The organism is Cellulomonas chengniuliangii, assembly GCF_024508335.1.
GTDB classification, from domain to species: Bacteria; Actinomycetota; Actinomycetes; order Actinomycetales; family Cellulomonadaceae; genus Cellulomonas_A; species Cellulomonas_A chengniuliangii.
In genome coordinates, this window is sequence record NZ_CP101988.1 from 1,418,242 (window position 1) to 1,441,876 (window position 23,635).

Below are 23,635 nucleotides of genomic sequence, written 5' to 3' on the forward strand. Positions count from 1 at the left end.
ATGGGCATCAAGCTGCCGGAGCAGTCCGCGCCAACGCCGGGCAGCACCTCATCGGGCCCAGGGCGGGCCCTGGTGGCCGTCTACGGCGTGTTCGCGTTGGCCGCCACCGCCCGCGCGGGCTTCCAGATCGCGACCAAGCTCGGTGAGGCGCCGCTCGCGTACCTCCTGTCCGGGCTGTCGGCCGTGGTCTATGTGGTCGCCACCGTCGCGCTGGCCAAGGGCTCGCCCGCGGCGCGGAGGGTGGCCTGGGCGGCCGTGGCCGTCGAGCTGGTCGGCGTGCTCGCTGTCGGGGCGCTGTCCCTCCTCGACGCCGCGGACTTCCCTGACGAGACGGTGTGGTCCGGCTTCGGCGCGGGGTACGGCTACGTGCCGCTGGTGTTGCCGTTCCTGGGCATCGCGTGGCTGTGGCACACCCGGCCGCGCCTGGGCGCGACCGGGGAATGACCCCGGACCGGCAGTGGCGATCCCCACACTCGCCGCGCCGCTCGGGCCGGTGGGAGCGTGCGTGGGGGTTGAGCGCCGACGCGCCCTGAGCGCGGGTCGACGGGTGCTTGCGCGGGAGGTCGTCACGCGGTTGGAGACACCACTGCGCCCCCATGCCCGAGCCTGTCTGGCGGACCGCGACCGCGGCCGCCTATGACCGTCGGTTCGTGATGATCACGCAGGCGGCGGCCGAGAAGCGGCCAGGGGGCGAGGCCTGCTCGAGGGGTGTCCGGCCGCTCAGCGACCCGGTCCCGACGCGGCCGTTGCGCGGGCTGTGGCGTTCGAGGCCCGACGCTCCGCAAGGGGGGCAGGGGAGCGCCGGGCGGACGTCACGTTACCGCGCCGGAGCAGCAGCCAGCGTGACCGTGCACAGCCGGCGCCGGCTGTCGCCGTGTGGCGAGCACGCCCCGCGTCCCGCAGGATGGGTCGGCACTGCACCAACACCTTCAGGAGACATCCATGAGTGGAACCGACCTCTCGATCGCTCCCGCGGCGCGTCGGTCCGACGCTTCGACACACGGAGCGTCGCCCATCTACGACGCCCTCGTGGGCGAGTTGGGCGACCCCACGGAGTCGACGCCCGCGGTCAAGGGCGGCAAGGCGGCCCGGGGCTCTCGCGGCAAGTGACCGCAGGGTCTGCTGCTCGTCGCCTGGTCCCGCCGCGCGGCGTCGCCCGGCGGTTCCGCGGCACCCGGGGAATAACCCCTGGACGTCCAGCGCTACACCTCGCAGACTGAGGCTCCCGGTCTGCGCGGCGGTGTCAGCATCCCGCCGCGAAGGATCGGCCCGGACGCGGAGCACGCTCCCCTAGTGAGGGGAGGACGGACGCGGTCCGGGTGGCTCGTCACCGACAGCCCCCAACACGGCCCGGGGCGGTTCAAGCCGCATGTGAAGAGGACAAGCGGATGCGGTGGACGGTGACGCACAGATGCTGAACGACATCCAGCGGCCCCGGGATCCCACGATCCCGGGGCCGCTGTCGTCTTGGGGGTTGATTGCCGTCGCGCCGCGCGCCGCAGGCGCTCACGCGCACTGAGTCGCGAGGCGGCGCATCTGGTCCACGTAGTGGCCGCCGAACAGCACCGCATGGACCGCCACCGGGTATAGCTGATGGAGGCCGACACGCCGCCGCCAACTGGCGCGCAGCGGGTGCGCCTGCTGGTACCCGGCCACGACGTCGTCCAGGAACGGGAGCCCGAACAGCGCCAGCATCGCGAGATCCGACTCGCGGTGGCCACCGTGCGCCGCAGGATCGATGAGGGTCGCCCCCCGCGGCGTCCACAGCACGTTCCCGGCCCAGAGGTCGCCGTGCACGCGCGACGGCGGCTCGCCGTCGTCCCACGACCCGCTCGCGGCACGCCGCGCCACAGCCTCGAGCAGGCCGGCGTCGGCGGGCCCCAGGGCGCCCCGCTCGAGGCCCTGGCGCGCGATCGGCTCCAGCCGGCACCTGGCGTAGAACTCGCCCCAGTGGGCGAACGCCCCCGAACGCAGCGCCAGCGGGTCCGACAGGGGGCCGAAGAACCCGTCCCCGTCCCACCCGTCAGGCGGGCTGCCGAACGCCGGCGCCCCGGCGTCGTGCGTCGCCGCGAGCAGGGAGCCGAAAGCGCGGGCCGCCTCCCTGCTCGGGGCCGCCTCGGTGAGCCGTTCGAGATCCAGGTGGTCGGGGCCGACGTCGACGACGCGTGCCACCGGGGCTCCGTGGGCCGCACGCAGCCACTCGAGGCCCGCCGCCTCGCACGCGAAGAACCCGTCCGGCGCGTCGGCACGCCCTTTGCGGAAGACCCCCGGCGGCATCCGGCCTCCCGTCCTGTCGTAGCGTCATCGCGTGGCCCCCGCGATCGACCCCGTCCTCACCATTCCGACGATCCTGCACGACGGCATCGGCCGCACACCCGCCGGCGCCGAGTGGCTCGCTGCCCTGCCACGGCTCGTGGAGGCCGCCGCGCGCCGTTGGGGCCTCGCCGTCGGCGAGCCGTTCCAGGACGGGTCCGCGGCCTGGACGGCGCCCGCGCGGACCCCGGAAGGACGCGCCGTCGTCCTCAAGGTGGTCATGCCGCACGACGAGGCACGCCACGAGGCGGCAGTGCTGCGCGCCTGGCAGGGGCATGGCGCCGTCACGCTGGTGGCACATGACCCGGGGGACTGGGCGCTGCTGCTCGAGCAGGTCGTGCCAGGCACCCCGATGACGGCGTCCACCACGCCCGCCGCCGAGCTGTTGGGCGCGGCGGCGGCCGTCCACCGGGCCCTGCTGGCCGCCCCCGTGGTCGGGCTCGCCGACCTGCCGGCCATGGCTGACGTGTGCCGCGCCTGGTCGGAAGGGCTGACGGACCGGGCGGGCCGCGCGGCGGCGGAGGGCGACCTCGACCTCGACGGCACGCTGGTCGAGCGAGCGCACCACTTGCTGGACGAGCTGCCGGGGACCACGGGCCACCACGCCGTCGTGCACGGCGACCTGAACCCCGGCAACCTGCTGCTCGGGCTTGACGGCGAGTGGGTCGCGATCGACCCCAAGCCGATGGTCGGGGACCCCGCGTACGACCTGTGGCCGCTGCTCGAGCAGGTCGACCCGCCGTTCCGCGCCGCGGATCCCGCCCGGCTGCTGCGCGAGCGCACCGCGCTCCTGTCCGACCGCACCGGCCTCGACCCTCGACGCGTCGCCGGCTGGGCGTTGGCCCGGTCGGTCGAGTCCGCGCTGTGGCGATGGGACCGGCTCGGGGACATCGCGGGCGCCCAGCGGGAGCTCGACCGGTCGGCGGTGTGGGCGGCTCTCGCCTGAGAGACGTTTCGCCTGACGCGGACGCCGCTGGCCCGACAGACTGGGGCAGACCCGACGCAGCCCCCCGTCACCGAGCGATCAGGAGTCACGCGATGAGGATCGGCATCCCGACCGAGGTCAAGAACCGCGAGTACCGCGTCGCCATCACCCCCGCCGGCGTCGACCAGCTCGTCACCGCCGGGCACGAGGTCTTGGTGCAGGCGGGCGCCGGTTCCGGGTCCGCCATCTCGGACGCGCTGTACGCCGACGCGGGCGCGCAGGTCCTTCCTCGGGCCGCGGACGTGTGGGAGGGCGCCGACCTGGTCTGCAAGGTCAAAGAGCCGGTCCCGTCGGAGTACGGGTACCTGCGCGAGGACCTCGTGCTCTTCGCCTACCTGCACCTGGCGGCCGACAAGCCCACCACCGACGCGCTGCTGGCCTCCGGCGCCACCGCCATCGCCTACGAGACCGTCCAGCTCGAGGACGGCTCGCTCCCGCTGCTGGCGCCCATGAGCGAGGTGGCCGGCCGGTTGGCGGCGCAGGTCGGCGCGTACCACCTGATGAAGAGCGTCGGCGGCTCGGGCAAGCTCCTCGGCGGGGTGCCCGGTGTGGACGCCGCCACGGTGGTGGTGATCGGCGGTGGCGTGGCCGGGCGCAACGCCGCCGAGATCGCGCGCGGGATGCGGGCCGACGTCACAGTGCTGGACGTGTCATCCCGGCGGCTGCGGGAACTCGACATGGAGTTCCAGGGGTCCGTGCGCACCCTCGCTTCCAACGCCTACACCCTCGAGCGCGAGGTCGCGGACGCCGACCTCGTGATCGGCGCTGTGCTGGTCCCGGGCGCGCGCGCCCCCCGACTGGTCAGCACCGAGCTGATCAGCCGGATGCGGCCCGGCTCGGTGCTCGTCGACGTCGCCGTGGACCAGGGCGGGTGCTTCGAGCCGACCCGGCCGACCACTCACGACGAGCCGACGTTCCGAGTCGGGGGCGCGGTCCTGTACGCCGTCGCCAACATGCCCGGGGTGGTCCCCGTCACCTCCACGCGCGCTCTGACGAACGCGACGCTGCCCTACCTCAGCGCGCTCGCGGACCACGGGTGGCGGGCCGCCACCACCGCCGACCCGGCGCTCGCCGCCGGGCTGACCGTCCACGGCGGGAGCCTCCTCAGCCCCGAGATCGCCGCCGCGCATGGGTACACGGCGTCGGCCCCGCCAGGGCTCCCAGGCTGACGCCCGCCCAAACAGGCCCGGGGATCTGGCCCGCTGGCGCGCGTGCAGGTCGGGCCGTCGTTATCGTCGGGGGACGGCCGGACCGGGGGGACTGCCATGGCCATCCAGCGTCGCGTCAAGAGCATCGAGCAGGCCATCGCGGAGACGGAAGAGCCCGATCGGCGGCTCAAGCGGGACCTGCGGGCCGTCGACCTGATCTCCTTCGGGATCGGCGTCATCATCGGCACCGGCATCTTCGTGCTCACCGGGCAGCAGGCGGCCGTGAACGCGGGGCCCGCGGTGACGATCTCGTTCCTGCTCGCCGGCATCACCTGCGCCTTCGCGGCCCTGTGCTACGCGGAGCTCGCCTCGAGCGTCCCCGTCGCGGGGAGCGCCTACACGTACACGTACGCGACCCTCGGCGAGTTGGCCGCGTGGGTCATCGGCTGGGACCTGCTGCTCGAGCTGATGCTGGGAGCGGCCGTCGTCGCGCGAGGATGGTCCGCCTACCTGCAGACCCTGTTCGACCTGCCCAGCTGGCTGGCCGGCACGCAGGCGAGCCCGGACTGGTCGGCGGCGGCCATCGTGGCGGCCCTGACGGCCATGCTGCTGTTCGGGGCGAAGGACGCCGGGCGCTTCACCGGCGCCCTGGTCGTCGTGAAGGTCGCGGTCGTCTTCATCGTCATCGTGGTGGGCGCCCGCTACATCGACACCGCGAACTACAGCCCGTTCATCCCGCCGGCGGAGCGGGTGCCCGTGGAGAGCGCCGACGTGCTCCGACAACCCATCGTCCAGGCGTTCTTGGGAGTGGAGCCGACCGTCTACGGCGTCTACGGCATCCTCGCGGCGGCGTCCGTGGTGTTCTTCGCCTACATCGGGTTCGACATCGTGGCGACGACCGCCGAGGAGACGAAGAACCCGCAGCGGGACGTGCCGCGGGGGATCCTCGGGTCGCTGGCGATCTGCACCCTCCTGTACATGGCGGTGGCGGCCACGATCACGGGCATGGTGCCGTACCAGGAGCTCAACGACGCCGACCCGCTCGCCCAGGCGTTCGTGACCCTGGGCGTGACATGGGCCGCGAAGCTCATCGCGCTCGGCGCCGTGGTGGGCATCACCACGGTGATCCTGGTGCTGATGCTGGGCCAGTCGCGGGTGCTCTTCGCGATGGCCCGCGACCGGCTGCTGCCCGAACGGCTCGCCCGGGTGAACCGGCACGGCGCCCCGTCGACGATCACCGTGGTGATCGGGCTCGGCGTGGCGCTGCTGGCCGCGTTCGTCCCGTTGAGCGAGCTGTCGGAGCTGGTGAGCATCGGCACCCTGTTCGCCTTCACGGTCGTGTGCATCGCCGTGCCGGTGCTGCGACGCACGCAGCCGAACCTGCGCCGGCCCTTCCACACGCCGTGGGTGCCGGTCGTGCCCATCCTCGGCGTGGCGACGTGCGTGTGGCTGATGCTGAACCTGCCCGTCGAGACGTGGCTGCGGTTCGTGGTGTGGATGGCGATCGGACTGGTGATCTACGTCGCCTACGGCCGTCGCCACAGCCGACTCGTCCCGGGCGGGCCCTCCGCGCCGGCGCCGGAGCCGCGCGAGACGGGGCGGTAGGCCGAGGCGATCCCCGCCCTCGTGTCAGCGCCCGATGGGACGCTCGCGCCATGACCCTCACGCAGTACTACGTCGCAGCGAGCATGGACGGGCACATCGCCGACGCGGACGGCTCGCTGGACTGGTTGCTCCAGTTCAACGACGCCGAGGGCGTGGGCGAGCACATCGAGGCCTTCATGGCCGACGTGGGCGCGCTGGCGATGGGCGCCTCGACGTACGAGTTCCTCCTGGGTGAGCCGGAGTGGCCGTACCCCGGCCTGCCTGCCATCGTCTTCACCCACCGCGACCTGCCGCGGTTCCCGGACGCCGACATCACCCTGACCAGCGACGACGTGGCCGACGTGCACGCGCGGCTGGTCGAGGCCGCCGCCGGCCGGAACGTGTGGCTCGTGGGGGGCGGCGGCCTCGTCGCCCAGTTCGCCGAGCGTGGGCTGATCGACGAGATCTGGCTGGGCATCGCGCCGGTGGTGCTGGGCGGTGGCGCGCCGCTGCTGCCCGCCCGCCTCCCCGGCGTGTGGGACCTCCAGGACGTCGAGCGGCTCGGCCGCTCCTTCGTCGAGCTCCGTTACCGGCGGCAGGGCGCTGGTCAGGAATGATGGCGGCATGACGACGACCGACCTCGACCCGGCCAACCCCTTCGCCACCGAGTCCACGCTCCCGTACGGGCTGCCCGACTTCACGCGCATCCGCGAGGAGCACTACCTGCCGGCGCTCGTCGCCGGCATGGCGCAGCAGCGCGAGGAGATCGAGCGGATCGCGACCGACCCCGAGGACCCGACCCCCGAGAACACCCTCGAGGCGCTCGAGCGGTCCGGGCGGCTGCTGCACCGCGCCGCCACGGCGTTCTTCAACCAGTCCAGCTCCGACTCGACGCCCGGCCTCGAGGCGATCGAGGAAGAGGTGGCGCCGTTGCTGGCGGCGCACCAGGACGCGCTCTACCTCGACGGGCGTGTCTATGCCCGCCTCGAGGCCCTGGACGCCGCGGTGGAGTCCGGCGAGCTGGCGCTGGAGCCCGACACCGCCTGGCTGCTGCACCAGCAGCGCACCGCGTTCGTGCGCGCCGGCATCGGGCTCGACGCCCAGGCCCAGGACCGGCTGCGCGCGCTCAACGCGGAGATCACCACACTCGAGACAGCGTTCGGCCGCAAGCTGCTCGCCGGCGCGAACGCCGCCGCGGTGCTGGTGACCGACGAGGCCGAGCTCGACGGCCTCTCGCCCGACGCCCGCGCCGCGGCCCGCCAGGCCGCGACCGACCGCGGCCACACGGGCGCCTGGCTCATCGAGCTCCAGCTGCCCACGCAGCAGGCGCCCCTGGCGAGCCTGCGCGACCGGGCGCTGCGGGAGCGCCTGCACACGGCCTCGGTCACCCGCGGGGCGACCGGCGGCGAGCACGACACCCGCGACACCGTCCTCGAGCTGGTGCGGCTGCGGGCCGAGCGGGCGCGCCTGCTCGGCTACGAGCACCACGCCGCCTACATCGCGGAGGACGCCACCGCCAAGACCTCCGAGGCCGCCACCGGCATCCTCACCCAGCTGGCGCCAGCCGCCGTGGCGAACGCCCGGGCCGAGGCAGCCGACCTGCAGCGCGCCCTCGAGCGCGACGTCCCCGGCGCCACGCTCGAGGCCTGGGACTGGGCGTACTACGCCGAGCAGGTCCGCAAGGAGCGCCGCTCGCTCGACGACTCGCTGCTGCGGCCCTACCTCGAGCTCGAGCGAGTTCTCCACGACGGGGTGTTCCGCGCCGCGACGGCGCTCTACGGCATCCGGTTCACCGAGCGGACGGACCTCGTGGGCTACCACCCCGACGTGCGCGTCTTCGAGGTCCACGAGGAGGACGGCACGCCGCTTGGCCTGTTCCTCGGCGACTTCTGGACGCGTGAGTCGAAGCGCGGCGGGGCGTGGATGAACAACCTGGTCGACCAGTCGAGCCTGCTCGGCGAGAAGCCGGTGGTGGTCAACAACCTCAACATCCCGAAGCCGCCCGCGGGGGAGCCGACGCTGCTCACGTGGGACGAGGTCATCACGATGTTCCACGAGTTCGGGCACGCGCTGCACGGGCTGTTCTCCGACGTGCGCCACCCCTCCCAGTCCGGCACCGAGGTGCCGCGCGACTTCGTCGAGTACCCGTCCCAGGTCAACGAGATGTGGGCCTGGGAGCCGTCGATCCTGCGCGCGTACGCGGTGCACCACGTCACCGGCGAGCCCATGCCGCAGGAGTGGGTCGACACGATGCTCGCCTCCCGCCTCGACAACGAGGGCTTCGCCACGACCGAGTACCTGGCCGCCGCGTTGCTCGACCAGGCCTGGTACCAGCTCGCGCCGGGCGAGGCGCCCACGGACGTCGCCGACGTGGTGCCGTTCGAGGCTGCGGCGCTCGAGCGGGCCGGGGTGGCGTTCGGCCCGGTCCCGCCGCGCTACCGCACGACGTACTTCAACCACGTGTTCGGCGGCGGCTACTCGGCCGGCTACTACTCGTACATCTGGTCCGAGGTCCTCGACGCGGACACCGTCACCTGGTTCGAGGAGAACGGCGGCCTCAGCCGCGAGAACGGCGAGCGGTTCCGCCGCACGCTGCTCGCGAAGGGCGGGTCGGGAGACCCGATGGACGCCTTCCGCGAGCTTCGGGGCCGCGACCCGCAGATCGCCCCGCTGCTCGCGCGCCGTGGGCTGCTCGCGGCCGCGGCCACGCCGGGCGACTGAGCGTCGCACCCGCCGCCGGGTTCACCGACCCGGCGGCGGGTGGGGGGCGAACGTGCCGACCAGCGCCTGCGGTCGTCGTGCTCAGCCGTCCTCGACAGCTGCGCTGTCCTAGCATGCTCGGATGCCCGAACAGCCCCGCCGTGTCCGCGTCGTCGGCAACTCCGGCTCCGGCAAGACGACGTTCGCCCGTCGCCTCGCCGTCATCCTCGGGGTTCCGCACCTGGAGCTCGACGAGGTCTTCTGGGCCGCGGACTGGACCAAGCGGGATGTCGGCGAGGCGCGGGCGGTGATCAACGGGTTCGTGTCGTCGGCGCACGACGGCTGGGTGGCCGACGGCAACTGGGCCGCCGGGACCGAGGGCATGCTCGAGGATGCCGACGCGTTCGTCTGGCTCGACTACCCGCGCCGGACGGTGATGCCGCGGGTGATCCGGCGGACCCTCCGCCGAGGGCTGTTGCGGACGGAGCTGTGGCACGGCAACCGGGAGGACCTGCGCAACCTCGTGAGCCGAGACCCGGAGCAGAACGTGGTGCTCTGGTCGTGGACGGCGCACACGTCGAACCGTGCCCGGTACGCCGCGCTCGCTGCCGAGTCCTCGACACCTGTGGTGTGCCTTCGCAGGCCGCGCGATGCTCGCCGCTGGCTAGCGACGCTCTCACACTGACTCGGCGCCCTCGCCTGAGGACTCCTCACGCCGCGCGCCGAAGCCGTCTCCGCGAACGGGCTCCGTGGAGGGGGCCACGCGCTCCGTGCCGGCGGCGGGTCCGGACGCTGGGCGGGCCCCCGACGCTGATCCCGCCAGCGGTACGGTGTGGGCATGTCCGCAGGTGAAGACCGTGCCTCGACCACCGCGCCCGTCGGCGCCCCCGCCGCGCCGAGCGGCCATCCCACCGCTGAGGACGAGGTCGTCCGGATCTGCCAGGAGCTGATCCGCATCGACACCTCCAACTACGGCGACGGGACGGGACCGGGGGAGCGCGCCGCCGCCGAGTACGTCATGGGCCTGCTGACCGAGGTCGGCCTGTCTCCCGAGTACTTCGAGAGCGAGCCCGGCCGCGCCAACGTCGTGGTGCGGCTCGAGGGGCGGGACCGCGAGCGTCCGGCGCTCGTCCTGCACGGGCACCTGGACGTCGTTCCCGCGCAGGCTTCCGACTGGTCGGTCGACCCGTTCTCCGGCGAGGAGAAGGACGGCCTGATCTGGGGCCGCGGCGCGGTGGACATGAAGGACATGGACGCGATGATGCTCGCGGTCGTGCGGCAGATGGCCCGCGAGGGACGCAAGCCCGCGCGCGACGTGGTGCTCGCGTTCTTCGCCGACGAGGAGGCGGGCGGGGTGCACGGCGCCCGTTGGGCGGTGGACAACCGCCCCGACCTCTTCGAGGGGGCGACCGAGGCGATCAGCGAGGTCGGCGGCTTCTCCGTCGAGGTCGACGGGCGCCGCGCGTACCTGCTGCAGACCGCCGAGAAGGGCATCGGATGGCTGCGCCTGGTCGCCGACGGTCGGGCGGGCCACGGCAGCCAGGTCAACCACGACAACGCCGTCACCCACCTCGCAGCCGCGGTGGCGCGCATCGGCCAGCACCCGTGGCCGCTGGCCCTGACGCCCACGGTCGAGAGGCTGCTGCGCGGTGTCGCCGACCTCACGGGCCTCCCGTTCGACCCCCACGACCCGCAGACCGTGGACCGGCTCGTGCACGCCCTGGGCCCGGCCTCGCGCTTCGTCGGCGCCACGCTGCGCAACACCGCGAACCCCACCCAGCTCAGCGCCGGGTACAAGGCCAATGTGATCCCCGGCCGAGCGGAGGCCGTGATCGACGGCCGCTTCCTGCCCGGGCACGAGTCGCAGCTCATGTCGACCCTGCACGAGCTGGCGGGCCCGGAGGTCCGCATCGAGGTGCTGCACCGGGACGTGGCGCTCGAGGTCCCGTTCGAGGGCGAGCTGGTCGACGCGATGGCCGCCGCGCTGCTCGCGGAGGACCCAGGCGCCGCGGTGCTGCCCTACACGCTCTCCGGCGGCACGGACAACAAGTCGCTGTCCGTGCTCGGCATCACCGGCTACGGGTTCGCCCCGCTGCGGCTGCCGGGGGCGATGGACTTCTCGGCGATGTTCCACGGAGTGGACGAGCGGGTGCCGACGGACGCGCTGCGGTTCGGCGTGCGGGTGCTCGACCGCCTGCTGCAGACCGCCTGAGGCCGCTCGCCTGCGGCCGCGTCAGTCGACGTCGGCGGCCAGGTCGAGCGTGCTGCGCACCCGGATGATCTTGCGCCGGAGCCACACCTTCCGCTCCCCGCCGGCGTACAGCCGGGAGCGGGCGAGCTCCCACCGCCCGTACTCGGCCTCCTCGGTCAACCGCCGGCGGGTGTCGCCGCGGCTGACCGATCCGGGGAAGGTGAGAACCCGGTACTCGAACTGCGGGCCGGGGACGTTGCTGAGCCGCCGGCCGGGACGTCCTGTGAGCCTGTCGGTCATTCGCACCACCGTTCTCTGACAGACCGGGACAACGGCGACCGCCCCCGATCGATTCAGTGCCATTGTGCACGCAGCGGCGCTACCGTCGTGGCATGACCGCCGACCCTCGTGCTGCGCTTGACCGCTTGATCGCCGCCCTCGAAGCCCATTACCTCGCACTGGCCACCCGTCGAGGCGAGGACGACCCGGCGGTGGACGACGCCTACGACATCCTGGCGGACGCCTTCGAGGTCTACGACGACGCGCTGGCCACGGTGTACGGCGAGGCGACGCCCTTCGAGCTCGCCGACGACGATGATGACGATGACGATGACGAAGACGACGAGGATGAGGACGACGAGTCCTTCGGCGGGGCTCGCAGCGACGTCCACGTCACGGACGACGATGAGGACGACTACGACGACCTCGACCTGATCGACGGCCCTCGGAGCCAGGAGTCCTGAGCCCTCCGGTCAGCGGCGCTCGGGATACCCCAGCTCGGGCGCGCTGACCTCGTCCAGCGCGCGCAGGATCTCCGGCGGGAGCTGGACGTCCTCCGCGGCGAGGGAGGCGCGCAGCTGCGCCGCGGTGCGCGCCCCGACGATGGCGGACGACACCTGCGCCCGCACTCGCAGCCAGGCCAGCGCCACGTCGAGCGGGCTGCGGTCCAGGCCCTGCGCCGCGATCGCGACGGCCTCCACCACCGCCAGCGAGTCGGCGCCCAGGTAGGGCTCCACGAACCCGGCCAGGTGGGGGGATGCCGCGCGGGAGTCAGCGGGGATCGTGCGCCGGTACTTGCCGGTCAGGACCCCCCGCCCCAGGGGCGACCAGGCGAGCAGCCCGACGCCCAGGTCGGCGGCCGCGGGCAGCACCTCGCGCTCGATCCCGCGCTGCAGCAGGGAGTACTCCGCCTCGACGGCGGCGAGCCCCACGTCGTCGGCCATCAGGGTCGCCGCCCGGGCGACCTGCCAGCCCGCGTGGTTGGAGAGTCCGACGTAGCGGGCGCGCCCGCTCGTGACGGCGAGCCGCAGGGCGGAGATCGTCTCCGTGAGCGGCGTGCGGGGGTCGGGGGTCTGCACCAGCCACAGGTCCACGTGGTCGGTGCGCAGCCGGGCCAGCGAGGCGTCCAGCGTGTTCAGCAGCCCGCCGCGGGAGGCGTCCACGACCCCGCCCCCGGCTGTGCGACGGACGCCCGCCTTGGTGCACAGCACGACGTCCTCGCGGGACACCACGTCGCCGAGCAGGGAGCCGATCAGCTCCTCGGCGCCGCCGTCGGCGTACGACGCCGACGTGTCGACCAGCGTGCCGCCCGCGTCGACGAAGTCGCGGAGCTGCTCACGGGCCTCGTGCTCGTCCGTGTCGCGGCTCCACGTCAGCGTGCCCAGGCCGAGATGGGAGACGCGAAGACCCGTGCGGCCGACCTGGCGCTGTTCCATGAGGCGCAAGGGTAATCGTCGGGAGGTCCGGGGCGGCTATCGTTCACGCTCGTGGAGTCCGGCATGGGTACATGGGAAGCAATCGTCCTCGGGCTGGTGCAGGGGCTCACCGAGTTCCTCCCGGTGTCGTCGAGCGCGCATCTGCGCATCGTCGGCGAGCTCATCGGCTCGGCTGACCCGGGAGCGGCCTTCACGGCGATCACCCAGATCGGCACCGAGACCGCCGTCCTGATGTACTTCCGGCGGGACATCGCGAGCATCTGCCGCGCCTGGTGGCGTTCGGTGCGCGGGGACCGGGGGGCCGACCTGCGGGCCCGGCTCGGCGCGCCGCGCGGCCAGGCCCCCGACCACGAGGCCCTCATGGCCTGGTTCATCGCGCTCGGGTCCGTGCCCATCGTGGTGCTGGGCCTGGCCTTCCAGGACAAGATCGAGGGCCCGTTCCGCAACCTCTGGCTCGTGGTGCTCACCCTCGCGGCGTTCGCCCTCGTGCTCGGCTGGGCGGACAAGGTCGGAGCCAAGCAGCGCCCCCTCACCGAGCTCAACACCAAGCACGCGGTGCTGTTCGGGTTCGCCCAGGCCATGGCGTTGATCCCCGGCGTCTCCCGCTCCGGGGGCACCATCACCGGTGGGCTGCTGATGGGGTACACCCGCGAGGCAGCGGCCCGGTACTCGTTCCTGCTCGCGCTGCCCGCGGTGTTCGGCTCGGGCCTGTACCAGCTCGCGAAGAGCGTGGGGGAGTTCGGGCAGAACGGCACGCCAAGCTTCGGCGCGACGCTGGTGGCCACCGTGGTGGCGTTCGCGGTGGGCTACGTCGTGATCATCGCGTTCCTCAAGATCGTCTCCACGTTCAGCTACCGCCCGTTCGTGGTCTACCGGCTGGCGCTCGCCGCGATCGTCGCGATCCTGCTGCTCACCGGGGTGCTCGACCCGATCGGCGCCCAGCCTCCCGCGGCGCTGTAGGAGGGGCCCACGCACGGCGGTTAGGCTTCCGGCGTGCTCACCTGGCCGGCCCCGCAGATCCCCCAGCTCCCCGGACAGGGAGGCCCCGTCCGAGTGCGGGACACCACCACTGGCGAGCTCGTCGTCGCAGCCCCCGGGCCCACCGCCTCGTTGTACGTCTGCGGGATCACCCCGTACGACGCCACGCACCTGGGGCATGCCGCCACCTACGTGGCCTTCGACCTGCTGGTGCGCGCCTGGACCGACGCCGGGCAGCGCGTGCGGTACGCGTCCAACGTGACCGACGTGGACGATCCGCTGCTCGAGCGCGCCACCGCCACCGGCCAGGACTGGCGCGAGCTGGCGCGTGATCAGACGGCGCTCTTCGCCGAGGACATGACCGCGCTCGGCGTCGTGCCTCCTGACGTGTACACCGGCGCCGTCGAGTCGGTCCCGGCCGTCGTCGAGGCCGTCGAGCAGCTGGCGGCCGCCGGCGCCGCCTACCGCGTGGGCGTCCCGGACGGGACCGGCCACGGCGCGGACGACGTCTACGCCGACCTGTCCGCCGACCCCGCCTTCGGCGCGGTGGCGGGCCTCGACCCGGAGACCATGCGCGACGTGTTCGGCGAGCGCGGGGGAGACCCGGACCGGCCGGGCAAGCGCCACCCGCTGGACCCCCTGCTGTGGCGCGCGGAACGGCCCGGCGAGCCCTCCTGGGACGGCGGCTCCCTCGGGCGCGGCCGTCCGGGCTGGCACATCGAGTGCGCGGTGATCGCCCGTGACGGGCTCGGCCTGCCGTTCGACGTGCAGGGCGGCGGCGTCGACCTGCGGTTCCCGCACCACGAGATGAGCACGTCCCACGCGCGCCTGCTCGACGCCGGCCAGGGCGCCGCGCGCCACGTGCACGCGGGGATGGTCGGGCTCGACGGCGAGAAGATGAGCAAGTCGCGCGGCAACCTCGTGCTGGTCTCGCGGCTGCGCGAGGCCGGTGAGGACCCGATGGCCATCCGCCTCGCGCTGCTCGCCCACCACTACGCTGACGATTGGAGCTGGACCCGCAACGACCTCGTCGTGGCCCGCCAGCGACTCGAGCGGTGGCGTGCGGCGGTCGCGGGGAACGGCGGCCCCGACGCCACCGCGACCCTCGAGGCGATGCGCGCGGCGATCGCGAACGACCTCGACGCGCCCGCGGCGCTCGCAGCGGTCGACGCGTGGGCCGCCGAGTCGATCTCCCGGGGCAGCACCGACGACGCCGTCGAGGGGGCGCCCGGCGTGATCGCCCGCGCGGTCAACACCCTGCTGGGCGTCCGCCTCTGACCTGAGGCGGGCGGGGGCGTCCTAGCCGCCGGTGCCCTTGTCGCGACGGCGCAGGTACCGCTCGAACTCCTGGGCGATGGCCTCGCCGCTCGCCTCGGGCAGCTCGGCGGTGTCCTTGGCCTCCTCGAGCTGCTGCACGTACTCGGCAATCTCGCTGTCCTCGGCGGAGAGCTCGTCCACCCCGTGCTGCCAGGCGATCGCGTCGTCCGGCAGGTCGCCGAGCGGCACCGGTTCGCCGATCAGGCCCTCGATGCTGGTGAGCAGCGACAGCGTCGCCTTGGGGGACGGCGGGTGGGCCACGTAGTGCGGGACGGCCGCCCACAACGACAACGCGTTCAGCCCTCGCGCCTCGGCCTCGTGCTGCAGCACGCCGACGATGCCCGTGGGCCCCTCATAGCTGTTGGTCTCCACGCCGAGGCGCTGGCGCACATGCGCGTCCTCGCTCGTGGTGGTCACCGGGATGGGCCGGGTGTGCGGCACGTCGGCCAGGAGGGCACCGACGGTGACGACCGTGCGCACGCCCAGCCGCTCGGCGATGTCGAGCAGCTCGGCGCAGTAGCGGCGCCACCGCATCGACGGCTCGATGCCGTGCACCAGCACCACCTGGCGGCCGGTGCGGGGCGCCGACGCGACAGCCACCGACGTGGTGGGCCACGTGATCTCCCGGCGCCCGTCCGGCCCGGGGCCGACGATCGGCCGGTTGACCTGGAAGTCGTGGTAGTCCTCGGGGTCGAGCTCCTCGATCTGCTCCGCCGCCCACACCTCGTGCAGGTGCTCGAGGGCCTGGGTCGCCGCCGATCCGGCGTCGTTCCAGCCCTCGAAGGCGGCCAGCATGATCGGGTCCCTGGTGGGGACGTCGGTCGGGCCTTGTTCCTGCGCGGTCATCACCCCAGCCTAGGGGCGGCGTCGAGGGCCGACTGGGCAGCAGGGCCGATCAGCGTGGCCCCGCCGCCTCCGAGCAGGTCGAGGGTCCGGGCTACCATCGGCCAGGTGCCTGATCCTCTCGACACCGCCCAGCCCGCCCAGCCAGCCCAGAACCCGCGCGTGAGCCACGTCGCCGGGAGCCGGGCCGGGGCCTCGCCGGCATCTGTGACCGCACTCCCCGCAGCCGTGCTGTGGGACATGGACGGCACCCTCATCGACTCCGAGCCGTTCTGGATCGCCGCGGAGCTCGAGCTGGCCGCCGCCCACGGCGCCGTGTGGACGCACGCCGACGGGCTCGCCATGGTCGGCAACCCGATGACCACCAGCGCCGCGGCGCTGCGCAGCCGTGGCGTGGACCTCTCCGACGCGGAGATCTCCGCCTTCCTCAACGTGCGAGTGGCGGCCGGGGTCGCCGCGGGCACGCCGTGGCAGCCCGGCGCGCAGGAGATGCTCGCCGCGCTCGTGGCCGCGAAGGTGCCAATGGCGCTGGTCACGTCGTCCCACCGGGAGCTCGCCGAGCCGTTCGTGCGGTCCGCGGGCGTGTTCGACGTCTCGGTGTGCGGTGACGAGGTGGCTCGGCCGAAGCCGGATCCCGAGCCGTACCTGACCGCCGCGGCGTTGCTCGGCGTGGACATCGCGGACTGCGTGGCCGTCGAGGACTCGCCCGCGGGGATCGCCTCGGCCAGCGCCTCGGGCGCGCACGTGATCGCCGTCGAGGTGATGGTGGGACTCGAGCCGCGGCCCGGTGTCAGCAGGGTGCGGTCGCTGGCCGATGTGACCCTCGACGACCTCGGCCGGGTGCTCGGCGGCGAGCTGCTCGTGCCGCGCGAGGTCGACAGCGTCTGACGCGGACGCGCCCCTCCGGGCGCGCCGCATCCGGCGGCGGCGGGCGTGGACCGCCCGGTCGGCTCAGACCGCCGAGGCGGGCTCCACGCCGAGGGCCAGCCGCACGGCCCCCTCCGGGATCTCCGGCGGGGCGCCGCCGAAGGCGGGGCACAGGTCGCGGTGCGCGCACCAGTCGCACAGCCTCGACTTCCGGGGGCGCCAGTCCCCGCTGCGCGCGGTCTCCTCGATGCCCGACCAGATCGACCGGACGCGCGCCTCCAGGCTGAGCATCTCGGGCTCGGTGGGCTCGTGGCGCAGGATGGTGCCGTCGCCCAGGTAGACGAGCTGCAGCATGCGGGGCAGCTCGCCGCGCTCGCGCCACAGCATGAAGGCGTAGAACCGCATCTGGAACAGCGCTGTGCCCTCGTAGCCGGCCCGGGGCGAGCGGCCCGTCTTGTAGTCCACGACCCGCATGGCGCCGCCCGGGGCGACGTCGAGCCGGTCGACGATGCCCCGCAGCTGAGGGCCGTCGTCCAGCTGGGTGCGCACCGACATCTCGCGCTCATGCGGCTGCAGCCGGTTCGGGTCCTCGAGGGTGAAGTACGTGTCGAGCAGGCGCCCAGCACTCGCCAGCCACTCGTCCCACTCGGCCTCCTGAGCGAAGAGCTCGGCGTGCCGGGGCTGCTCGGTGAGCAGCTCGTGCCAGCGTTCGGGGAGCATCGCGTGCGCCGCCTCGAGGGTGCGCTGCCCCGCGGGCAGGTCGAACAGGTGCTCCAGCACCGCGTGGACCAGGGTGCCCCGCACCGCTGCCGCGCTGGGCGGCTCGGGCAGCCGGTCGACGACCCGGAACCGGAACAGCAGTGGGCACTGCAGGAAGTCGTTCGCGCGCGATGGCGACAGGCCGGGCACGGACCGCCGCACCGGCGCCTCTTCCATGACCGGCTCGGCCCCCACCGCCTCAGCCTCGGCAGATGCGGCCTCGACAGTCACCGGTCCGGGCACGCCGGGCACGAGCCCATCGGATCCCGGCGTGCTGCGCTCGGGCGGCTGGAGGGGGGTCTGCGTGGTCGGCACGCGGCAAGCCTAGGCGCCGGTCCTGACATGCCGGCTGCGCGCGCCCGGGTGACCGCTCGGGCGACTACGGGCACCTAGGCTGACCGGGTGAGCAACAGCAAGCGCCCTGGCTCCCAGGGCTGGGTGATCGGCCGCGCCGCCGGGGCGCCCATCATCCTCACCCCCACCTGGGGGCTGGCCGCCGTGGTCCTCACCCTGGTCTTCGCGCCGACGGTCGACGCCTGGGCCCCGCGGCTCGGCGCCGGCAGCTACGTCGTCGCCTTCGGCTTCGTGGTGCTGCTGTTCGGCTCGGTGCTGGTCCACGAGCTGGCGCACGGCCTGGTGGCGCGTGCCCGCGGCCAGCACGTCGAGGAGTTCGCCCTGACCGTGTGGGGCGGCCACACCACCTTCAGCCGGCCCGCGCCCACCGCGGCGACGAGCGCACTGGTCGCGGTCGTCGGCCCGCTCGCCAACCTCGCGCTGGCCCTGGTCTTCTGGCTGGCCGCCCAGACGGCCCCGGCGGGCGGCCTGCTGGCCCTGCTGCTCTTCGCCGGCGCGATCTCGAACGGGTTCGTCGGCCTCTTCAACCTGGTGCCCGGGCTGCCGCTCGACGGCGGGCAGATCCTCCAGGCCGGTGTGTGGCAGGTGACCGGCGACCGGCACAAAGGCGCCGTCGCCGCGGGATGGGCCGGGCGAGTCGTCGCCATCGGGGTGCTCGTCTGGGCGCTGGTGGTCCCCGTGGCGCAGGGCCGCCAGGGCGACCTGTTCTCGGTCGTGTGGGCGGCGCTCATCGGGGCCTTCCTGTGGAGCGGCGCCTCCGCCGCGATCGCCTCCGGGCGCACGGGCAGGTCGCTGGACCGCCTCACCGTCGAGTCGGTCGGGCGGCGCGCCACGTGGGTCTCCGCGGACGCCACCCTGGCGGACGTCGACCGCGCCCGCGGGCTCGCGCAGGTGGACGAGGTCGTCGTCCTGTCGCCCGACGGCCGCCCGGCGGCCTACGTCGACCAGGCAGCGTCCGCCGCCGTCCCCCCCGCGCACCGGGCCGTCACACCCGTGACGGCCGTGGCCGTGGTCATACCCGTGGGCGCCGTCGTGGACGCGCGCCTGCGCGGCGCCGACCTCGTGCGGGCGGTCGGGCAGGTGACCCGCGCGTCAGGGGTCGTCGCCGCCGTGCAGGACGGGCGCGTCACCGCGATCGTCCGGGCCGCGGACGTGATCGCCGCGTTGCGCTCCTAGACTCGACCCCCGTGACCGACCAGACGCCCACAGCCCACACGACCACCAGCACCGGAGCGGCCCAGCGACGCGGCCCGCTGCGGGAGGGCGACCGCGTCCAGCTCACAGACCCGCGCGGCCGCCTCCACACCATCACCCTCACGCCCGGCGGCTCCTTCCACACGCACAAGGGCTACTTCACGCACGACCAGCTCATCGGGGCCCCCGAGGGCACCGTCGTGCGGAACACCGCGGGCATCGAGTACCTGGCGCTGCGGCCGCTGCTGAGCGACTTCGTGCTGTCCATGCCGCGCGGGGCCGCTGTCGTCTACCCCAAGGACGCCGGCCAGATCGTCGCCATGGCGGACATCTACCCGGGCGCCCGGGTGGTCGAGGCCGGCGTCGGGTCGGGCGCGCTGACCATGTCCCTGCTGCGCGCCGTCGGCGACGGCGGCTCCCTCCACTCGATCGAGCGGCGCGAGGACTTCGCCGAGATCGCGCGAGGCAACGTCGAGTCGTTCTTCGGCGGACCGCACCCGGCGTGGCGGCTGTCCGTCGGCGACCTGTCGGACGTGCTCCCGACCGTCGCCGAGCCCGGATCCGTGGACCGCGTCGTGCTGGACATGCTCGCCCCGTGGGAGAACCTCGAGGCGGTCGCCGACGCGCTGGCGCCGGGCGGTGTGCTGATCGCGTACGTCGCGACCACCACGCAGCTGTCCCGCCTCGCCGAGGACCTCCGCGCCGACGGGCGCTACACCGAGCCCGAGGCGTGGGAGTCGATGGTGCGCGGGTGGCACCTGGAAGGGCTCGCCGTCCGCCCCGAGCACCGGATGATCGGGCACACCGGCTTCCTGCTCACCACTCGCCGCCTGGCAGACGGCGTCGACGCGCCGCTCCGCCGTCGGCGACCCTCGAAGGGCGCGTACCCGGCGCCCGGCTCGGAGGACGCGGCCGCCAGCAGCGCCTCCGCCGTGCCGGACGAGGCGTGGACGCCCGAGGCGCTGGGCGAGCGGCCCATCTCCGACAAGAAGATCCGCCGCGTGCGGCGCGACGTGGGGCGCGGCCCGGCAGTCGACTGACCGGCGCGGCGCTGCCGCCGACGGTGCGACACGCGTCGGCGGCAGGGCTGGGCGAGGCTGTTCGCGCAGGCTGCGCGGCTGAGGCGACCACCAGGAGAGAAACGCTCGGCACCCTGCTGCCGTAGAAGTTAGGGTCGTCAGACCAGCACATCGGTGTGCACCTCGGCGGTCGACCCTCAGGAGGACCACACGATGACGGAACCGGCAGCGACTGGCCACGACCTGCAGCGTGAGATCAACCTGCTCGCCGCGCGCAACGAGCGCATCGCCGAGGCGCTGATGGCGGCCCGCGAGCAGATCGTCGAGCTCAAGCGTCAGCTCGACGATCTGGCAAAGCCCCCCGGGAGCTTCGCGACGTTCCTGTCCGCGCGGTCGGACGGCACCGTGGACGTCATCTCCTCCGGGCGCAAGATGCACGTCGGCGCGAGCCCGACGCTCGACGTGGACCGGCTGCGCCCCGGCCAGGAGGTCATGCTCAACGAGGCCCTGACGGTCGTGGAGGCCGGCGGGTACGAGGACGTCGGCGAGCTCGTCACGGTCAAGGAGCTGCTCGGCGCCAACCGCGCGCTCGTGGTGGGCCGCGGCGACGAGGAGCGGGTGGTGAGGTTCTCCGGCCAGCTCCTCGAGGACTCGGTGCGCGTCGGCGACGCGCTCACGGTCGAGACCCGCTCCGGGTTCGTGCTCGAGCGCATCCCCCGGGCCGAGGTCGAGGACCTCGTGCTCGAGGAGGTGCCCGACATCGACTACTCGGACATCGGCGGGCTCGGGCCCCAGATCGAGGCGATCCGCGACGCCGTGGAGCTGCCGTTCCTTCACCCCGACCTCTTCCGCGAGCACGGGCTCAAGCCTCCGAAGGGCGTCCTGCTCTACGGCCCGCCGGGATGCGGAAAGACGCTCATCGCCAAGGCGGTGGCCCGCTCCCTGGCGCTCACCGCGGCCAAGGCGCGGGGCGAGGACGGGAACGAGGCGCGCAGCTACTTCCTCAACGTCAAGGGCCCCGAGCTGCTCAACAAGTACGTGGGGGAGACCGAGCGCCACATCCGGCTCATCTTCGCCAGGGCGCGCGAGAAGGCGTCGCAGGGGCATCCCGTGGTGGTGTTCTTCGACGAGATGGAGTCGCTGTTCCGCACCCGCGGCACCGGCATCTCGAGCGATGTCGAGACCACGATCGTCCCCCAGCTGCTCAGCGAGATCGACGGCGTGGAGCGGCTGGACAACGTCATCGTCATCGGCGCCTCGAACCGCGAGGACATGATCGACCCGGCGATCCTGCGCCCCGGGCGGCTCGACGTGAAGATCAAGATCGAGCGGCCCGACGCAGAGGCCGCCCGCGAGATCTTCGCGAAGTACCTGACGTCGTCCCTGCCCATCCACGCCGACGACCTGGCCGAGCACGGCGGCCAGGCGGGCGCCGCCGTCGACGCGATGATCACCCGCGTGGTGGAGCGCATGTACTCCGAGACCGAGGAGAACCGCTTCCTCGAGGTGACCTACGCGAGCGGTGACAAGGAGATCCTCTTCTTCAAGGACTTCAACTCGGGGGCGATGATCCAGAACGTCGTCGACCGCGCCAAGAAGTCCGCGATCAAGGACCTGCTGGCCACCGGCCAGCGCGGCGTGCGCGTCGACCACCTGCTCACGGCGTGCGTGGACGAGTTCAAGGAGAACGAGGACCTCCCCAACACGACCAACCCGGACGACTGGGCGCGGATCTCCGGCAAGAAGGGCGAGCGGATCGTGTTCATCCGCACGATCGTCCAGGGGAAGAAGGGCGCCGACGCGTCTCGCACCATCGAGACCGTCACCAGCACCGGGCAGTACCTCTGACACCGGGGGCGGCACGGGCGGCGCTCATGAGGCGCCGCCCACTCGGGCCGGGGCGCCGCGCACCCGGACCGACGCCCTGCTCGACTGACCCGACGCCTAGGGTGTGCCTGTGAGCGTGCGTCGTGTGATGGGCATCGAGACCGAGTACGGAATCCTCCAACCGGGGCGGCCCAACGCCAACCCCATGCTGCTGTCGAGCCACGTCGTGGCCGTGCACGCCGCAGCGCGCGAGGGAACGCGCACCCGCGCCCGCTGGGACTACGACGACGAGGACCCGCTGCTCGACGCCCGCGGATTCCACCTCCAGCGGGCGGCCGCGCACCCGTCGTTGCTCACCGACGACCCGGCGCGGCCCGCGCCGTCCGGCGACGGGCCGCAGGAGCTCGCCCGGTCGCTCGTCGATGAGTACGAGGACCCGGGCGCCGCGAACGTGATCCTCACGAACGGCGCCCGGCTGTACGTGGACCACGCGCACCCGGAGTACTCCTCCCCGGAGGTCACCGGCCCACTCGACGCCGTCCGGTGGGACAGGGCGGGGGAGCTCGTCATGCTCGCGTCCGTGCGAGCCCTCGCGTCGACGCCCGCGCTGCCCGACGTCGCGCTGTACAAGAACAACGTCGACGGCAAGGGAGCCACCTACGGCACCCATGAGAACTTCTTGGTGGACCGGGCCGTGCCGTTCACTCAGCTCGCCTCCCGCCTCATGCCGTTCCTGGTGACCCGCCAGGTGTTCACCGGCGCCGGCCGGGTGGGCCTCGGGCAGCGGGGGGAACGCGCCGGGTTCCAGGTCTCCCAGCGCGCGGACTACATCGAGGCGGAGATCGGGCTCGAGACGACATTGCGGCGGCCCATCGTCAACACGCGCGACGAGCCGCACGCCGACCCGGACCGCTGGCGGCGGCTGCACGTGATCTTCAGTGACGCGAACCTGCTGGAGGTGGCGACCTACCTCAAACTCGGCACCACCTCGCTCGTGCTCTGGCTGATCGAGCAGGCGGAGGCCGGTGGGGCCGACGTCGGCCCCATGCTCGCGACCGTCGACGCGCTGACGTTGCGCGACCCCGTCTCGGCGACGCGCATCGTGAGTCATGACGTCGCGCTGACCGCGCGCCTGGAGCTCGCGGACGGGCGTCAGATGACGGCGCTGGAGATCCAGGGCGCCTACCTCGACGCGGTGCGCCAGGCGCTCGCCAGCGTCGGCGGCGAGCCCGACGACGAGACGCGCGACGTGCTCGACCGTTGGGGGTCGCTGCTGACCAGGCTCGCCGATGACCCGGCCAGCTGCGCCCGAGAGGTGGAGTGGCTGGCCAAGTTGCGGCTGCTCGAGGGCCTGCGCCGCCGCGACCACCTGGAGTGGGACAATCCCCGACTCGCGGCCGTCGACCTGCAATGGTCCGACGTGCGGCCCGAGCGCGGCCTCTACCACCGGCTGCTGGCGGCGGGCGCCGTGGAGACGCTCGTGACTCCTGAGGAGGTCGAGGAGGCCGTCAGCCACCCGCCGCGCGACACCCGCGCCTACTTCCGCGGCGAGGCCATCGCGCGATTCGGCCCGCAGGTCTCGGCGGCGAGCTGGGACTCGGTGATCTTCGACGTCCCCGGCGCGCCGACCCTGCAGCGCGTCCCCATGCGCGACCCGTTGCGCGGCACCGAGGCGCATGTGGGCGCCCTGCTGAAGGCGAGCCCGGACGCGGGGAGCCTGCTCAAGGCGCTGGAGACGTGAGCCCGTCCGGGCGCTGACCCGCGTCAAGCAGGCAGGCGAGTCCGCCTCGCTCACAACGGGCAGACGCCTAAGTCGAGCGTGACGGCATGGGGTCGCACGA

At 73.4% G+C, this 23,635-nt stretch carries 22 protein-coding genes; 17 read left to right on the plus strand and 5 right to left on the minus strand.

Going from position 1 to position 23,635, the window contains the following annotated elements; all coding sequences use genetic code 11:
* Both NP064_RS06565 and NP064_RS06570 read left to right on the plus strand, forming a co-directional pair.
* Complete coding sequence (locus NP064_RS06565; protein WP_227568827.1) at window positions 1–444, plus strand: hypothetical protein; 444 nt, start codon at window positions 1–3, stop codon at window positions 442–444.
* A gap of 498 nt (window positions 445–942) precedes the next feature.
* Window positions 943–1,110, plus strand: a complete 168-nt coding sequence (locus NP064_RS06570) for a hypothetical protein (protein WP_227568828.1) — start codon at window positions 943–945, stop codon at window positions 1,108–1,110.
* A 396-nt stretch (window positions 1,111–1,506) separates the two neighbouring features.
* Here the strand turns inward: NP064_RS06570 and NP064_RS06575 are convergent, their stop codons facing one another.
* On the minus strand, window positions 1,507–2,277 hold the full coding sequence (locus NP064_RS06575; protein ID WP_227568829.1) for a fructosamine kinase family protein: 771 nt from the start codon (window positions 2,275–2,277) through the stop codon (window positions 1,507–1,509).
* A gap of 31 nt (window positions 2,278–2,308) precedes the next feature.
* Between NP064_RS06575 and NP064_RS06580 the strand changes: the two genes are divergently transcribed.
* From NP064_RS06580 to NP064_RS06610, 7 genes are all read left to right on the plus strand, one after another.
* Window positions 2,309–3,259: an aminoglycoside phosphotransferase family protein gene (locus tag NP064_RS06580; RefSeq protein WP_227568830.1), complete on the plus strand. Its 951-nt coding sequence runs from the start codon at window positions 2,309–2,311 to the stop codon at window positions 3,257–3,259.
* A gap of 92 nt (window positions 3,260–3,351) precedes the next feature.
* On the plus strand, window positions 3,352–4,467 hold the full coding sequence (gene ald, locus NP064_RS06585; RefSeq protein ID WP_227568831.1) for an alanine dehydrogenase: 1,116 nt from the start codon (window positions 3,352–3,354) through the stop codon (window positions 4,465–4,467).
* A gap of 96 nt (window positions 4,468–4,563) precedes the next feature.
* A complete protein-coding gene (locus tag NP064_RS06590) occupies window positions 4,564–6,051 on the plus strand; it encodes an amino acid permease (protein ID WP_227568832.1) in 1,488 nt (495 codons plus the stop codon).
* Between the two features lie 50 nt (window positions 6,052–6,101).
* A complete protein-coding gene (locus tag NP064_RS06595; RefSeq protein WP_227568833.1) occupies window positions 6,102–6,647 on the plus strand; it encodes a dihydrofolate reductase family protein in 546 nt (181 codons plus the stop codon).
* Between the two features lie 7 nt (window positions 6,648–6,654).
* Window positions 6,655–8,751: a M3 family metallopeptidase gene (locus NP064_RS06600; protein WP_227568834.1), complete on the plus strand. Its 2,097-nt coding sequence runs from the start codon at window positions 6,655–6,657 to the stop codon at window positions 8,749–8,751.
* A gap of 121 nt (window positions 8,752–8,872) precedes the next feature.
* Entirely contained in the window at window positions 8,873–9,415 is a 543-nt protein-coding gene (locus NP064_RS06605) for a P-loop NTPase family protein (protein ID WP_227568835.1), read from the plus strand.
* 153 nt (window positions 9,416–9,568) lie between these two features.
* Window positions 9,569–10,942 (plus strand): M20/M25/M40 family metallo-hydrolase, encoded by a 1,374-nt coding sequence (locus NP064_RS06610; protein ID WP_227568836.1) that lies wholly within the window; start codon window positions 9,569–9,571, stop codon window positions 10,940–10,942.
* Window positions 10,943–10,963: 21 nt separating this feature from the next.
* Here NP064_RS06610 and NP064_RS06615 read toward each other — a convergent pair whose 3' ends face one another.
* A complete protein-coding gene (locus tag NP064_RS06615) occupies window positions 10,964–11,221 on the minus strand; it encodes a DUF5703 family protein (RefSeq protein WP_227568837.1) in 258 nt (85 codons plus the stop codon).
* Window positions 11,222–11,313: 92 nt separating this feature from the next.
* On the opposite strand from NP064_RS06615, the gene NP064_RS06620 reads away from it, so the two are divergent.
* Window positions 11,314–11,664: a primosomal protein gene (locus NP064_RS06620; protein ID WP_227568838.1), complete on the plus strand. Its 351-nt coding sequence runs from the start codon at window positions 11,314–11,316 to the stop codon at window positions 11,662–11,664.
* A 9-nt stretch (window positions 11,665–11,673) separates the two neighbouring features.
* Here NP064_RS06620 and NP064_RS06625 read toward each other — a convergent pair whose 3' ends face one another.
* Window positions 11,674–12,636 (minus strand): aldo/keto reductase, encoded by a 963-nt coding sequence (locus NP064_RS06625; RefSeq protein ID WP_227568839.1) that lies wholly within the window; start codon window positions 12,634–12,636, stop codon window positions 11,674–11,676.
* 63 nt (window positions 12,637–12,699) lie between these two features.
* Between NP064_RS06625 and NP064_RS06630 the strand changes: the two genes are divergently transcribed.
* Both NP064_RS06630 and mshC read left to right on the plus strand, forming a co-directional pair.
* Complete coding sequence (locus NP064_RS06630; protein WP_227568840.1) at window positions 12,700–13,596, plus strand: undecaprenyl-diphosphate phosphatase; 897 nt, start codon at window positions 12,700–12,702, stop codon at window positions 13,594–13,596.
* Window positions 13,597–13,629: 33 nt separating this feature from the next.
* Window positions 13,630–14,892, plus strand: a complete 1,263-nt coding sequence (gene mshC / locus NP064_RS06635; RefSeq protein WP_227568841.1) for a cysteine--1-D-myo-inosityl 2-amino-2-deoxy-alpha-D-glucopyranoside ligase — start codon at window positions 13,630–13,632, stop codon at window positions 14,890–14,892.
* Between the two features lie 21 nt (window positions 14,893–14,913).
* Here mshC and NP064_RS06640 read toward each other — a convergent pair whose 3' ends face one another.
* Entirely contained in the window at window positions 14,914–15,777 is an 864-nt protein-coding gene (locus tag NP064_RS06640; RefSeq protein WP_227568842.1) for a PAC2 family protein, read from the minus strand.
* A gap of 105 nt (window positions 15,778–15,882) precedes the next feature.
* Between NP064_RS06640 and NP064_RS06645 the strand changes: the two genes are divergently transcribed.
* Window positions 15,883–16,662: an HAD family hydrolase gene (locus tag NP064_RS06645; RefSeq protein ID WP_227568843.1), complete on the plus strand. Its 780-nt coding sequence runs from the start codon at window positions 15,883–15,885 to the stop codon at window positions 16,660–16,662.
* A 63-nt stretch (window positions 16,663–16,725) separates the two neighbouring features.
* Here NP064_RS06645 and NP064_RS06650 read toward each other — a convergent pair whose 3' ends face one another.
* Window positions 16,726–17,577 (minus strand): RecB family exonuclease, encoded by an 852-nt coding sequence (locus tag NP064_RS06650; protein ID WP_227568939.1) that lies wholly within the window; start codon window positions 17,575–17,577, stop codon window positions 16,726–16,728.
* A gap of 225 nt (window positions 17,578–17,802) precedes the next feature.
* Here NP064_RS06650 and NP064_RS06655 point away from each other — a divergent pair, with 225 nt between their 5' ends.
* From NP064_RS06655 to dop, 4 genes are all read left to right on the plus strand, one after another.
* On the plus strand, window positions 17,803–18,930 hold the full coding sequence (locus NP064_RS06655; protein ID WP_227568844.1) for a site-2 protease family protein: 1,128 nt from the start codon (window positions 17,803–17,805) through the stop codon (window positions 18,928–18,930).
* Between the two features lie 11 nt (window positions 18,931–18,941).
* Window positions 18,942–19,988 (plus strand): tRNA (adenine-N1)-methyltransferase, encoded by a 1,047-nt coding sequence (locus NP064_RS06660; protein ID WP_227568845.1) that lies wholly within the window; start codon window positions 18,942–18,944, stop codon window positions 19,986–19,988.
* A 192-nt stretch (window positions 19,989–20,180) separates the two neighbouring features.
* Window positions 20,181–21,815, plus strand: coding sequence for a proteasome ATPase (gene arc / locus NP064_RS06665; protein ID WP_227568846.1), 1,635 nt, complete (start codon window positions 20,181–20,183; stop codon window positions 21,813–21,815).
* Between the two features lie 109 nt (window positions 21,816–21,924).
* Entirely contained in the window at window positions 21,925–23,535 is a 1,611-nt protein-coding gene (gene dop / locus NP064_RS06670) for a depupylase/deamidase Dop (RefSeq protein ID WP_284439690.1), read from the plus strand.
* Window positions 23,536–23,635: the final 100 nt, after the last annotated feature.

Excerpts from the sequence above, each read along its gene's own strand:
- NP064_RS06640 (WP_227568842.1), bottom strand. The coding sequence starts at position 15,777 with ATGACCGCGCAGGAACAAGGCCCGACCGACGTCCCCACCAGGGACCCG.
- NP064_RS06565 (WP_227568827.1), top strand. The coding sequence starts at position 1 with ATGGGCATCAAGCTGCCGGAGCAGTCCGCGCCAACGCCGGGCAGCACC.
- ald (WP_227568831.1), top strand. The coding sequence starts at position 3,352 with ATGAGGATCGGCATCCCGACCGAGGTCAAGAACCGCGAGTACCGCGTC.
- NP064_RS06590 (WP_227568832.1), top strand. The coding sequence starts at position 4,564 with ATGGCCATCCAGCGTCGCGTCAAGAGCATCGAGCAGGCCATCGCGGAG.
- NP064_RS06575 (WP_227568829.1), bottom strand. The coding sequence starts at position 2,277 with ATGCCGCCGGGGGTCTTCCGCAAAGGGCGTGCCGACGCGCCGGACGGG.
- NP064_RS06630 (WP_227568840.1), top strand. The coding sequence starts at position 12,700 with ATGGGTACATGGGAAGCAATCGTCCTCGGGCTGGTGCAGGGGCTCACC.
- NP064_RS06610 (WP_227568836.1), top strand. The coding sequence starts at position 9,569 with ATGTCCGCAGGTGAAGACCGTGCCTCGACCACCGCGCCCGTCGGCGCC.
- NP064_RS06595 (WP_227568833.1), top strand. The coding sequence starts at position 6,102 with ATGACCCTCACGCAGTACTACGTCGCAGCGAGCATGGACGGGCACATC.
- NP064_RS06570 (WP_227568828.1), top strand. The coding sequence starts at position 943 with ATGAGTGGAACCGACCTCTCGATCGCTCCCGCGGCGCGTCGGTCCGAC.
- NP064_RS06620 (WP_227568838.1), top strand. The coding sequence starts at position 11,314 with ATGACCGCCGACCCTCGTGCTGCGCTTGACCGCTTGATCGCCGCCCTC.
- arc (WP_227568846.1), top strand. The coding sequence starts at position 20,181 with ATGACGGAACCGGCAGCGACTGGCCACGACCTGCAGCGTGAGATCAAC.
- NP064_RS06615 (WP_227568837.1), bottom strand. The coding sequence starts at position 11,221 with ATGACCGACAGGCTCACAGGACGTCCCGGCCGGCGGCTCAGCAACGTC.
- NP064_RS06650 (WP_227568939.1), bottom strand. The coding sequence starts at position 17,577 with ATGGAAGAGGCGCCGGTGCGGCGGTCCGTGCCCGGCCTGTCGCCATCG.
- NP064_RS06600 (WP_227568834.1), top strand. The coding sequence starts at position 6,655 with ATGACGACGACCGACCTCGACCCGGCCAACCCCTTCGCCACCGAGTCC.
- NP064_RS06605 (WP_227568835.1), top strand. The coding sequence starts at position 8,873 with ATGCCCGAACAGCCCCGCCGTGTCCGCGTCGTCGGCAACTCCGGCTCC.
- NP064_RS06625 (WP_227568839.1), bottom strand. The coding sequence starts at position 12,636 with ATGGAACAGCGCCAGGTCGGCCGCACGGGTCTTCGCGTCTCCCATCTC.